Origin of the sequence: Streptomyces malaysiensis subsp. samsunensis (genome assembly GCF_024519315.1) — a bacterium.
Taxonomy (GTDB): domain Bacteria; phylum Actinomycetota; class Actinomycetes; order Streptomycetales; family Streptomycetaceae; genus Streptomyces; species Streptomyces malaysiensis.
Genome location: NZ_JANIIC010000070.1, coordinates 1 through 12,731, shown reverse-complemented (window position 1 = coordinate 12,731; position 12,731 = coordinate 1). Strand labels below are relative to the sequence as shown.

At 71.5% G+C, this 12,731-nt stretch carries 8 protein-coding genes and 2 pseudogenes; all 10 read left to right on the top strand.

The window, feature by feature from the left end; translation table 11 throughout:
• The first annotated feature begins 11 nt into the window (after window positions 1–11).
• Window positions 12–2,075: pseudogene (locus tag NQU54_RS40260) on the top strand (cytochrome P450).
• Between the two features lie 1,196 nt (window positions 2,076–3,271).
• The gene (locus NQU54_RS40255; RefSeq protein ID WP_257635315.1) at window positions 3,272–4,012 is read left to right on the top strand and encodes a TetR/AcrR family transcriptional regulator; all 741 of its coding nucleotides are present in this window, start codon (window positions 3,272–3,274) and stop codon (window positions 4,010–4,012) included.
• Between the two features lie 439 nt (window positions 4,013–4,451).
• Window positions 4,452–5,315 (top strand): squalene synthase HpnC, encoded by an 864-nt coding sequence (gene hpnC, locus NQU54_RS40250; protein WP_257635333.1) that lies wholly within the window; start codon window positions 4,452–4,454, stop codon window positions 5,313–5,315.
• Complete coding sequence (gene hpnD, locus NQU54_RS40245; protein WP_372506297.1) at window positions 5,312–6,274, top strand: presqualene diphosphate synthase HpnD; 963 nt, start codon at window positions 5,312–5,314, stop codon at window positions 6,272–6,274. The genes hpnC and hpnD overlap by 4 nt, the downstream gene beginning before the upstream one ends.
• The gene (gene hpnE / locus NQU54_RS40240) at window positions 6,271–7,755 is read left to right on the top strand and encodes a hydroxysqualene dehydroxylase HpnE (RefSeq protein ID WP_257635313.1); all 1,485 of its coding nucleotides are present in this window, start codon (window positions 6,271–6,273) and stop codon (window positions 7,753–7,755) included. The genes hpnD and hpnE overlap by 4 nt, the downstream gene beginning before the upstream one ends.
• The gene (locus NQU54_RS40235) at window positions 7,752–8,849 is read left to right on the top strand and encodes a polyprenyl synthetase family protein (protein ID WP_069872375.1); all 1,098 of its coding nucleotides are present in this window, start codon (window positions 7,752–7,754) and stop codon (window positions 8,847–8,849) included. The genes hpnE and NQU54_RS40235 overlap by 4 nt, the downstream gene beginning before the upstream one ends.
• A gap of 109 nt (window positions 8,850–8,958) precedes the next feature.
• Window positions 8,959–10,905, top strand: a complete 1,947-nt coding sequence (shc, locus tag NQU54_RS40230; RefSeq protein ID WP_257635312.1) for a squalene--hopene cyclase — start codon at window positions 8,959–8,961, stop codon at window positions 10,903–10,905.
• The gene (locus NQU54_RS40225; protein WP_257635311.1) at window positions 10,905–11,630 is read left to right on the top strand and encodes a phosphorylase family protein; all 726 of its coding nucleotides are present in this window, start codon (window positions 10,905–10,907) and stop codon (window positions 11,628–11,630) included. The genes shc and NQU54_RS40225 overlap by 1 nt, the downstream gene beginning before the upstream one ends.
• Entirely contained in the window at window positions 11,581–12,606 is a 1,026-nt protein-coding gene (gene hpnH / locus NQU54_RS40220; protein WP_167504826.1) for an adenosyl-hopene transferase HpnH, read from the top strand. Before NQU54_RS40225 ends, hpnH begins: the two co-directional genes overlap by 50 nt.
• Before the next feature lie 4 nt (window positions 12,607–12,610).
• Window positions 12,611–12,731 (top strand): annotated as a pseudogene (locus NQU54_RS40215) (flavodoxin-dependent (E)-4-hydroxy-3-methylbut-2-enyl-diphosphate synthase); the annotation flags it as partial.

Sequence of the window (12,731 nt, the reverse complement as noted above, 5' to 3'; positions counted from 1 at the left end):
AAAGGCAGTCCATGTCAACTCCCGAACAGAACAAGGCAGTCCTGGAGCGCTACTACGAGCAGTGCCTCAACAAGGGCAATCTCGACGTCATCTACGAGGGCGCCACCGAGGACCACATCAGCCACGGCACCGCCGCCAACGGCAAGGACGGCGTGGAGCACCTCAAGGAGTGGGTGCGGCTCCAGCGCGCCTCCTTCCCCGATCTCCAGGTCACCGTGGACGACTGGATCCTGGAGGGGAACAAGGTCGTCAGCCGGTTCACCGCACGCGGCACCCACACGGGGGACGACTACGCGGGCCTGATCCCGGCGCGGGGCCGCAAGCTGGAGATCCCCGGCATCGTCATCGACGAGCCGCCGGGAGAGCGCCGAGTACTTCGAGGCGATCTACACCGGCAGCCGCCGCACCCTGGCGGGCAGCTTCGCCATCCAGTCCGACGATGTGGCCCGGAGGGTGGCGAAGGTGGTGGCCAAGGGCGTCCGCGGCGCCCGGCCGCGGGCCCGCTACCCCGTCGGATTCCTCGCCCACAGCACGATCGCCCTGCGGCGCCTCGCGCCCGACGCCCTTTTCGACCATCTCTTCGTGCGCCGCCTCTTCCCGGTGCCCCGCGGGCCGCGGCCGCGAAAGCAAGGAGACCACCGATGACCACAGCGACCTCCGCGCCGCGCCTGGCGCCCGGCCCCAAGGGCGTCCCGCTGATGGGCAGTCTGGGCCCCTGGAAGTGGAACACCGCCGAATTCCTGCTCGGACTCCAGCGCGACCACGGCGGGATCGTCCGGATGCGGCTCGGCCCCTTCCTGGTGCACCAGGTGACCGAGCCCGAGGCGGTGCGCCGGGTGCTGCTGGAGAACAACGGCAACTACGTCCGCGGCCCGCTCTACGAGCAGTTCGGCGTCGTCATGGGCAAGGGACTGCTCACCACCGACGGCGAGTTCTGGCGCGCCCACCGGCGGGCGGTGCAGCCGGTCTTCCTCAGGAACGCCATCACCGACATCATCCCCAACATCATCCGGGCCACCGAGGAGATGCTGGAGACCTGGGAGCGCAAGGCCGCCGCCGGTGAGCCGGTCGACCTGATGACCGACATGCTGCGGCTGACCCTGGTCACCCTCAGCCGCTCGCTGTTCGCCTACGACATCAAGCCGGACTCGGCCCTGCTGAAGACGATCGTGGACGATGTGGTGGAGGTGATGTTCCGGCGCGGCACCGCCACCGAGATGCTGCCGTCCTGGGTGCCGACGGACCGTCAGCGCAAGATCCTCCGGATCCACCGGGTCTTCGACCGCATCGTGGCCGATGTGCGCCGGGCTCATGCGGAGACCGGGGAGGGGCCGCTGATCGCGCTGATGGAGCGGGCCACCGACCCGGCCACCGGTGCGCCCTGAACCGATCAGTAGATCAAGGACGAGCTGCTCACCGTCTATCTGGCCGGCCATGAGACCACCGCGGTCGCCCTGTGCTGGACGCTGCTGTCGATCGCCGCCCACCCCGCCGTCCAGGAGGAGCTGGACGCCGAGATCGCCACGGTGCTCGGGGGCGGGCCGCCGGACGCGGAGAGCGCCGACTCGCTCACGTACACCACGATGGTGGTGGACGAGAGCCTGCGGATGCACCCGCCGATCTGGATCTTCCCCAGGGCGGCGGTCGAGGCGGACACCCTCGGCGGCTACGACATCGGGCCGGGCTCCTCGGTGCTGCTGTCCCCGCTGGTCTCCCACCACAACCCGCGCCACTGCGACAACCCGCTGGCCTTCGACCCGTACCGGTTCACCCCGCGGGCCATCAAGGAGCGGCCGCGGATGGCGTATCTCCCGTTCGGCTCCGGGCCCCGGCAGTGCGTCGGCAACTTTATGGCGCTGCTGGAACTGCGCATCATCGTGGCGATGGTGAACCAGCGCTTCCGGGTCAGCCGGATCCCGGGGACCGAGCTGAGGCACGGCTCACCGGTGATCTCGCTGCGGCCACTCCAGGACGTGATGGTGACGGTGACCGCGCGTGAGCGCGGCACCGCCGCGCCCCGGCCGTCCCGGCACACCGCCCCCGCCGAATCCGCCGCCTGCCCCCACCGCCCTTGAGGCCCCGCCGTCACCCGTCGGCGAGCGCCGCGCGTCCGTAGTCTGTCGCGCGGGCGGTACGGCTGGTAAAAATACCGTAAACGCCGTTCGGGGAGGGCGGGTTGGCGGATGCGCACAAGGTGATGATCATGGACGTGGGCGCACTCTTCCGCCGCGCTCCGACGGCGGAAGCGGAATCGGAGTTCCCAGCCGAGTGAGATGCCGCCGGCTTCCTTGATTTCGTGCGTTCGCTCCGGCCCGGGATAGCGCGGCGGGAACGGTTGCGGATTGAACTGCTGACCGAATAGAAACCGAACAGGTGTGGTAATGGGCGCGGCCGTCGCCGGGGTTGGGGAGCCGCGGCGGGCAGGTGTTGTCGACGGGCCCTGACGCTTTTCGGGAAAGCGTTCCTCGCCGTGATCCGGACGGGAATGCGGACGGTGTACGGGAGCTCCCGAAGGGCGGGGCCCGTGGGAACCGCCCGGCCCGGTCTTCTCGTGGGCGCACTGCCGGTCCACCGCGAAAGTCCGCAGGCCGGGTGCCGGATATGGGAGACAAGGGCGATATCGCTCATCGGTGTCCGCCCTTGCTTCCGCCGCTTCCTATTCGGATGGGCCGGGCGGTGTGAGCGGAGATCGCCCCGGGCGAACCGCGCGGAAGTGCTCCCGCGGCACGGCGGCATCCTCCGGCTGAGCCGCGGAAACCTCCGGTGGCCGAACGCCGCGGCGCCGCCGGCCGCAATGCCATGACCCGTTTTCTCCGGGCGCTCGAGGCCCCCGCCGGCGGGTCGAAGTGGAAAACCAGTGTCCCGACCGGTCGGTTTCCTTTCCGCCCCGCCCAAGTGGCGGGAACGGGACCTTTCCGCACGTCCGACGAGGCGCACAAGAAGTCGATCTCACCTCCGCTACGCCTGTTTACCGCCGAGCGGTACCGCGTATGGCGGTCGGCGATTCCCCGGCCGCTTACCGGACCACTCGCGCGCATTCCTCCCGAATGAATGTCCGACGTATGCAGGCGCGCTCCCGCGCGCCCTCCGGTGACCCGGACGGTGGTCGCTGAGCCATCCGGCGGGGCATCCCGACGGATCTGTGGCAGGGTCGGGGAGCTAGCAGTTGAACCAGAGGCTCTGTCACCGCCGCTGTTCACTAAACGGAGGCGCTGTATCGTGTGCGTGTACGCCGGGTTGTCGAGCGGCGCAGCATCAGGGAGGGGGACGCGTGTCGCCAGGGGAAGCGCACGTCGCACCGTACTCACGGCGCGAGCGGCTGCGCATCGCGACCATCCGTGAAATCAAGGACGTCGCCCGGACGCTCCTGGTTCAGGAGGGCCCGGAAAATGTGACCATCCGGGCCATCGCGCGTGAGATGGGCATGACCGCGCCCGCCGTCTACCGCTACTTCAGCAGCCGGGACGCGCTGATCCTCCAGCTGCGTGTGGACATCTTCGAGGAGATGGCCCGCTTCATGCAGGGGGTCCTCGGCCAGCATCCCGAGGAGGAGCCGGGCCGCCGGTGGATCAGCGGCGCCCGGGCGCTGCGCGTCTGGGCGATCAAGCACCCCCATGAGTTCGGGCTCATCCTCGGCCCCTGGGCCCCGGGGCTCGGCCGCGAGGAGACCAAGCCCGAGCGCCATATGAGCTGGGTCTTCGGCTCCGTCTACTCCGATCTGGTCGCCGATCTGTGGCGGGTGCGGGGCTTCCCCGCCCCCGAGGTCGAGGAGCTCGACCCCGGGCTCGCGCGCACGCTCACCGTGCTCAGCGAGGACCAGGACGTCGACATGCCCCCGGGAGCCATCGCCGTGATGCTCCGCTGCTGGGTGCGGCTGTACGGGGTGATCTCCATGGAGGCGCTCGGCCATATGTCCTTCGCGCTCTCCGAGGGCCAGCGCTTCTTCGAGTTCGAGCTGCGCGATCTGTGCCGGGTGCTGGATATCTCCGAGTTCTACGAAGAGGTCGTCTGAGGTCACCCGAAAGCCCCCGGAGACCGGTCCGGGGGTGTTCGCCGGTCACCCGCCCGGCGCCACTTCGGAGGTCACATCGGGGTATCGCCCCGTACACCTGTACACCGAGAGGCGTAAGCTGTGCCAATGCCTGTCCGGATCATGCCGGAGCCGGGCCCTTGTCCCCTGTTCGGGGGCTCGGGGCCGGAGTCCGTTGACAAGACGGAGCGGCGTGTCCGGATCGTGCCGACCCTGGTAACCGGTGTAGAACGGGGGATGTGACGGCATTGGCCACACGGCCCATCTCCAGCGCTCCCGCGGGGCCCGGTCGCCGGGACCCAGGTGGCGTCCTGGGTCTCGCCCGTACGCCTGGCTGTCCACGGTGAGCGTGGAGGACGAGCGCAGCGGGTCCTATACCACGTCGAGCAGCCGGAGCGGCGGGCAGGAAGCCGCCCGTGCCGTGCTCGACAAGGCCGCCCACGAGAACTTTCCCGTGGCTCCCTTCTTCCTCCCCCGCGCCTGGCGCACCGATCTGATGGCCGTTTACGGCTATGCCCGGCTGGTCGACGACATCGGCGACGGCGATCTGGCCCCCGGCGGCGCCGACGCCGAACTGCTCGGTCTCGACCGCGACCGGGCGGACGACGCGCTCGCGATGCTGGACGCGTTCGAGGCCGACCTCCACCGGGTCTTCCGGCCCGCCGGGGAGCCGCGCCATCCGCTGCTGCGGGCGCTGCGCCCCACCGTCCGCCGCCATGGGCTCACCCCCGAGCCCTTCCTCGGCCTGATCGAGGCCAACCGCCAGGACCAGAGCGTCCGGCGGTACGCCACCTACCAGGATCTCCTCGGCTACTGCGAGCTGTCCGCCAACCCGGTCGGGCGGCTCGTCCTCGGCATCACCGGTACCACCAGCCCCGAGCGGATCCGCCACTCGGACGCCATCTGCACCGCCCTTCAGATCATCGAGCATGTGCAGGACGTGGCCGAGGACCTCCGCAGGGACCGCGTCTACCTGCCCGCCGAGGACATGAAACGCTTCGGCGTGACCGAGGCCGACCTCGCCGCCCCCAGGGGCGGCGTACGGTTGCGCGCCCTGGTCGCGAAGGAGGCGGAACGCGCCGCGGCCCTGCTGAATGAAGGCACCCCCCTGGTGGGTAGCGTCCACGGCAGGCTCAAGGTGCTGCTCGCCGGATTCGTGGCCGGGGGGCGGGCCGCCTTGCGGGCGGTCGCGGCCGCGGGACATGACGTACTCCCTGGACCGCCCAGGCCCACCAAGCTCAGCCTGCTGCGCGAGGTGGGGGCGACACTGCGAAGAGAGGGGTGAGCCGGACCGTGAAGGGATCTCCGCACGCGTCCGCGCCAGTACTCGCGGCGTACCGCTACTGCGAGGCCGTGACCGGCCACCAGGCCCGCAACTTCGCCTACGGCATCAGGCTGTTGCCGACGGAGAAGCGCCATGCGATGTCGGCTCTGTACGCCTTCTCCCGCCGGGTCGACGACATCGGGGACGGCCCCCTCGACCCGGAGGAAAAGCGCACCCGGCTGGCGGACACCCGTGCCCTGCTGGACCGGATGCGGAGCGGCGGGATCGAGGAGGACGACACCGACCCGGTCGCCGTCGCCCTCTCCCATGCCGCGCACCGCTTCCCGATCCCGCTGGACGCGCTGGACGAGCTGATCGACGGCGTGCTGATGGACGTGGCCGGGCAGACCTACGAGACCTGGGACGACCTCAAGGTCTACTGCCGCTGTGTGGCGGGCGCCATCGGACGGCTGTCGCTCGGCGTCTTCGGCACCGCCCCCGGCACCGGCCACAGCGAGGACGAGCTCGAGCGCGCCCCGTACTACGCCGACACCCTCGGGCTCGCCCTTCAGCTGACCAACATCCTCCGGGACGTCCGCGAGGACGCCGCCACCGGACGCACCTATCTGCCCGCCGACGACCTGGCCAAATTCGGCTGCGCCACCGCGTTCCGCAGCTCCACCGCACCGCCCGACGCCGATTTCACCGGTCTGGTCCACTTCGAGGTGCGCCGGGCCAGGGCCCTGTTCGCCGAGGGCTTCCGGCTGCTGCCGCTGCTGGACCGGCGCAGCGGTGCGTGTGTGTCCGCCATGGCGGGCATCTACCGCAGACTCCTGGACCGGATCGCCAAGGACCCCGCGGCCGTCCTGCGCGGCCGCGTCTCGCTGCCCGGACATGAGAAGGCGTATGTGGCGGTGCGCGGGCTGGCCGGTCTCGACGCCCGCGCCGTCGAGCGGCGCGGTACCGGGAGGGCGGTGTGACCCACTCGGCCCTGGACCCCGCCCCGCCCGCCGGGCCACGCCCCGGAGGGCGCGCCGCGCTGGTGGTCGGGGGCGGGCTCGCCGGTACGGCGGCGGCGCTCGCGCTGGCCGACGCCGGGCTCCGGGTCACCCTGATCGAGGGGCGTCCCCGGCTGGGGGGCCTCGCCTTCTCCTTCCACCGCTCCTCCCCGGCGGGCGTGCTGAGCGTCGACAACGGCCAGCATGTATACCTGCGCTGCTGCGACGCCTACCAGTGGTTCCTGGAGCGGGTCGGCGCCGCCCGACTCGCCCCGCTCCAGGGCCGGTTGGACGTCCCCGTCCTCGACGCCCGGGGGCGGAGCGGGCGGCGGCTCGGCCGGCTGCGCCGCACCGCCCTGCCGGTGCCGCTCCATCTGTCCGCGAGCCTGGCCACCTACCCCCATCTCTCCCTCGCCGAGCGCGCCCAGGTGGGCCGCGCCGCGCTCGCCCTGGGGCGGCTCGACCCCCGGGACCCGGAGCTGGACGGGGTGGACTTCGCCGGCTGGCTGCGCCGCCACGGCCAGTCGCCGCGCGCCGTCGAGGCGCTGTGGGACCTGGTCGGCGTGGCCACGCTCAACGCCACCGCTTCCAACGCCTCGCTCGGCCTGGCCGCGATGGTCTTCAAGACCGGGCTGCTCTCCCGGCCCGGCGCCGCCGACATCGGCTGGGCCCGCGCCCCGCTGGGCGAGCTGCACCACACCTACGCCCGCCGCGCCCTGGACGCGGCGGGTGTGACGACCGAGCTGCGCACCCGGGTGACCGGCGTCACCCGCACCCCCGAGGGCTGCTGGAGCGCCGCCACCGCCGGGCGGCCGGCGGACGGCTCGCCGGCCGAGGCGGACGTTCTCGTGCTGGCCGTACCGCAGCGCGAGGCGCACGCCCTGCTGCCCGACGGCGCCCTGAAGGACCCCGGCCGGCTGCTGCGCATCGGCTCCGCGCCCATCCTCAATCTGCATGTGATCTACGACCGCACGGTGCTGCGCCGTCCGTTCTTCGCCGCGATCGGCTCCCCCGTCCAGTGGGTCTTCGACCGTACGGACGCCTCGGGGCTGAGGGACGCGCCCGGGGCCGGGGACAGCCAGTACCTGGCGGTGTCGCAGTCCGCCGCGTACGACGACATCGACCGCCCGGTGGCCGAGCTGCGCGCCCGCTATCTGCCCGAGCTGGAGCGGCTGCTTCCGGTCGCCCGCGGTGCCCGGGTGCGGGACTTCTTCGTCACCCGGGAGCGCACCGCCACCTTCGCACCCGTCCCCGGCGTCGGCCTCCTGCGGCCCTCCGCCCCGACCGACGCGCCCGGCCTCTACCTGGCCGGTGCGTGGACCGCCACCGGCTGGCCCGCGACCATGGAGGGCGCCGTGCGCAGTGGTCTTTCCGCAGCCCGCACCGCCCTCACCGACCTCGGCCGCCCACATGTGAACCCTCTCCCCGCCCTCGGCGGGGGGACGCCCAAGGAGGTGGCATGAGCACCACCACCAAAAACAGAGGAGAGACCGTGACCTCGGCGACCCCAGCTGCCGACACCGCAGGCGTCATGCCGCTGCTGGAGCGCGGCCGCACGCTCGCCACGCCGGTGCTGCGCGCCGCCGTGCACCGGTTGGCTCCGCCCATGAACACCGTCGCCGCGTACCACTTCGGCTGGATCGACGCCGAGGGCAACCCGGCGGAGGGCGACGGCGGCAAGGCCGTGCGCCCCGCGCTCGCCCTGCTGTCCGCCGAGGCGGCGGGCGCCGCCCCCGAGGCCGGGGTGCCCGGCGCGGTCGCGGTCGAGCTGGTGCACAACTTCTCGCTGCTCCACGACGACCTGATGGACGGGGACGAGCAGCGCCGCCACCGCAACACGGTGTGGAAGGAGCACGGCCCGGCCCAGGCCATCCTGGTCGGTGACGCCCTGTTCGCCCTGGCCAACGAGATACTGCTGGAGATCGGCACCGTGGAGGCCGGGCGGGCCACCCGCCGGCTCACCGCGGCGACCCGGAAACTGATCGACGGCCAGGCCCAGGACATCTCCTTCGAGCACCGCGAGCGGGTCACCGTCGAGGAGTGCCTGGAGATGGAGGGCAACAAGACCGGCGCCCTGCTCGCCTGCGCGGCCTCCATCGGCGCCGTGCTCGGCGGCGCCGACGACCGCACCGCCGACATCCTGGAGCGCTACGGCCACCACCTGGGCCTCGCCTTCCAGGCCGTCGACGACCTGCTCGGCATCTGGGGCAACCCGGAGGCCACCGGCAAGCGGACCTGGAGCGATCTGCGCCAGCGCAAGAAGTCCCTGCCGGTGGTCGCCGCGCTCGCCGCCGGCGGCCCCGACTCCGAGCGCCTGGCCCAGATCCTCGCGGCCGACGCGCGCAAGCCGGAGGAGGAGTTCGCGGACTTCTCGGAGGAAGAATTCGCCGTCCGCGCCGCGTTGATCGAACAAGCGGGTGGCCGGGACTGGACCTCGCAGGAGGCCCGCAGACAGCATGCGACCGCCATGGAGGCGCTGGGCTCGGTGGACATGCCCGCCGAGATCCGGGCCCGGTTCGTGGCGCTCGCCGACTTCGTCGTCGTACGAAAGAGATGATCGCCATGGACCGCTAGTTCGCGTTCGCAGTCGCCGGCCGGCACCCAGCCGGGGTGTCGGCCGACGGAAGCCCCAAAGACGGCAGATGAACACACTGCGAGGGGAAGCCATGACAGCGACACCGACCGTCCAACCCTCCGAGTCATCCGAGTCCAAGACCTTGAGCGCCGCCCGCGAGGCGACGGCCCGCGCGGTGGAGCACCTGCTGTCCCGCCAGGACGAGCGCGGCTGGTGGAAGGGCGACCTGGAGACCAACGTCACCATGGACGCCGAGGATCTGATGCTCCGGCAGTTCCTCGGCATCCAGGACCCCGACACCCTCGACGCCGCCGCCCGCTATCTGCGCTCCCAGCAGGCCCCCGACGGCACCTGGGCCACCTTCCACGGCGGCCCGCCCGAGCTCTCCACCACCATCGAGGCGTATGTCGCCCTGCGGCTGGCCGGCGACGAGCCCGACGCGCCCCATATGACCGCCGCCTCCGCCTGGGTGCGCTCCCGGGGCGGCGTCGCGGCCAGCAGGGTGTTCACCCGGATCTGGCTGGCCCTCTTCGGCTGGTGGCGCTGGGAGGACCTGCCCGAGCTGCCACCGGAGATCATCTACTTCCCGAAGTGGTTTCCGCTCAACATCTACGACTTCGGCTGCTGGGCCCGGCAGACCATCGTGCCCCTCACCGTCGTCTCGGCCAAACGCCCCGTGCGCCCGGCCCCCTTCCCCCTCGACGAGCTCCACACCGACCCCCGCAAGCCCAATCCGCCGCTTCCGCAGGCCCCCATCGCCACCTGGGACGGCGTCTTCCAGCGGCTGGACCGGGCGCTGCACGCCTACCACAAGGTCGCCCTCCGCCCGCTGCGCCGGTCCGCGCTGCGCTCCTGCGCCCGCTGGATCGTGGAGCGGCAGGAGAACGACGGCTGCTGGGGCGGTATCCAGCCACCCGCCGTCTACTCCGTCATCGCCCTCCATCTGCTCGGCTACGACCTCGACCACCCCGTGATGCGCGCCGGTCTGGAGTCGCTCGACCGGTTCGCGGTGTGGCGCGAGGACGGCAGCCGGATGATCGAAGCCTGTCAGTCCCCGGTCTGGGACACCTGTCTGGCCGCCATCGCGCTCGCCGACGCCGGACTCGCCCCGGACCATCCGGCGCTGGTCAAGGCCGCCGACTGGATGATGGCCGAGCAGATCGACCGGCCCGGCGACTGGTCGGTCCGGCGGCCGGGGCTGCCCTCCGGCGGCTGGGCGTTCGAATTCCACAACGACAACTACCCCGATATCGACGACACCGCCGAGGTCATCCTGGCGCTGCGCCGGGTCGACCACCCCGAGCCCGCGCGGATCGAGGCGGCCGTGCGGCGCGCCATGCGCTGGACCCTGGGCATGCAGTCCAAGAACGGGGCGTGGGGCGCGTTCGACGTCGACAACACCAGCCCGCTGCCCAACAAGCTGCCGTTCTGCGACTTCGGCGAGGTCGTGGACCCGCCGTCGGCCGATGTCACCGCGCATGTCGTGGAGATGCTCGCGCACGAGGGCAGGACGTACGACGCCCGCACCCGGCGCGGTATCTCCTGGCTGCTGTCCGAGCAGGAGCCGAGCGGCGCCTGGTTCGGCCGCTGGGGCACCAACTACGTCTACGGCACCGGCTCGGTCGTCCCCGCGCTGATCTCCGCGGGCGTCCCCGCCTCCCATCCGGCGGTCCGCCGGGCCGTCCGCTGGCTGGAGAGCGTCCAGAACGAGGACGGCGGCTGGGGCGAGGACCAGCGCTCCTACCTCGACGCCGAGTGGATGGGCCGGGGCGCCTCCACCGCCTCCCAGACCGCGTGGGCGCTGCTCGCGCTGCTCGCGGCGGGGGAGCGGGGCGGCGCGGCCGTCGAGCGCGGGGTCACCTGGCTCGCCGAGACCCAGCGGGAGGACGGCTCCTGGGACGAGCCGTACTTCACCGGTACCGGTTTCCCCTGGGACTTCTCCATCAACTACCACCTGTACCGTCAGGTCTTCCCGGTCACGGCACTCGGCCGGTTTGTCCACGGCGAGCCCACCGGGGCGCGACCGCGGAGCAGTTGATGTCCGCCGATCCGGCCCCGGAGGCCGGTGGTGCGCCGCTGCTGATCGCCTGCGCGCTCGGCATCGAGCGGTTCGCCCTGCGCGGCGCCGGCCCCGGCGCCGCCGGGGAGGTGACCGTGCTGCGCACCGGTATGGGGCCGCAGTCGGCCGAGCGCGCCGTGACCCGGGCGCTGACCGGCGGGTCCGGCGGGTCCGGGGAGTGGCGCACCGCCGTCATCGCCACCGGCTTCTGCGCCGGGCTGGCCCCCGGGATGCACCCGGGGGACCTCGTCGTCGCCGCCGAGACCCGCGATCCGGCGGGCCGCACCGTGTGCACCGGCACCCGGATCCTCGCCGACGCCCTGTCACGGCCGCTCCCGGGCGGCCCCCGCCGCGCCGTGCACATCGGCCCGGTCGTGGGCTCCGACCATGTGGTGCGCGGTGCGGAGCGGACCGCGCTGCACCGCACCGGAGCCATCGCGGTGGACATGGAGTCCGCCGCGACCCTGCGCACCGCCGTCGGCCACGGCGTCCGTCCGGTTGCGGCCGTCCGGGTGGTCGTGGACGCTCCTGAACATGAACTCGTCCGAATTGGCACCCTGCGCGGTGGAATATCGGCTTTCCGGGTTCTACGAACCGTTCTTCCCGCTTTCTTTCACTGGCACCGTTCTTCGCTGCTCCCAGGAGGTGAGCTAGATGGCCATGCCTCTCCGCCAGACCATCCGGGTCGCGACGTATCTCTTTGAACAGAAGATGATCAAACGGCGGGACAAGTTCCCGCTGATCGTCGAGCTCGAGCCGCTCTTCGCGTGCAATCTCAAATGCGAGGGCTGCGGAAAGATCCAGCATCCGGCCGGGGTCCTCAAGCAGCGCATGCCGGTCGCCCAGGCGGTGGGCGCGGTGCTGGAGTCGGGTGCCCCGATGGTGTCCATCGCGGGCGGCGAACCCCTGATGCATCCACAGATCGACGAGATCGCACGGCAGCTGGTGGAGCGGAAGAAGTATGTCTTCCTGTGCACCAACGCGATGCTGTTGCGGAAGAAGATGCATCTGTTCACCCCCTCCCCGTACTTCGCCTTCGCGGTGCACATCGACGGGCTGCGGGAGCGGCATGACGAATCGGTCGCGAAGGAGGGGGTGTTCGACGAGGCGGTGGAGGCCATCAAGGAGGCCAAGCGGCGCGGCTTCCGGGTCACCACCAATTCCACCTTCTTCAATACCGACACCCCCCAGACCATCGTGGACGTCCTCGACTTCCTCAATGACGAGCTCGAGGTGGACGAGATGATGATCTCGCCCGCCTACGCCTATGAGAAGGCGCCCGACCAGGAGCACTTCCTGGGCGTGGAGCAGACCCGCGAGCTGTTCCGGAAGGCGTTCGCCGGAGGCAACCGCCGCCGATGGCGGCTCAACCACAGCCCGCTCTTCCTCGACTTCCTCGAAGGCAAGACGGACTTCCCGTGCACCGCCTGGGGCATCCCCAACTACTCCCTCTTCGGCTGGCAGCGACCCTGCTACCTGATGAGCGACGGCTATGTCCCGACCTACCGCCAGCTGGTCGAGGAGACCGACTGGGACAAGTACGGCCGCGGCAAGGACCCGCGCTGCGACAACTGCATGGCCCACTGCGGCTATGAGCCCACCGCGGTCCTGGCGACCATGGGCTCTCTCAAGGAGTCGCTGCGCGCCGCCCGTGAAACCGCCGCCGGAAGCCAAAGGTGACTCGATGAGTTCAGCGGAACCAATCGCACTCGGCCTGCCCGCCATGCCGGACAGGCCACTCGCGCCGCGCCGGGTCTCGCGCCGGATCCAGGTGGGGTCGGTGGCCGTGGGTGGCGATGCGCCGG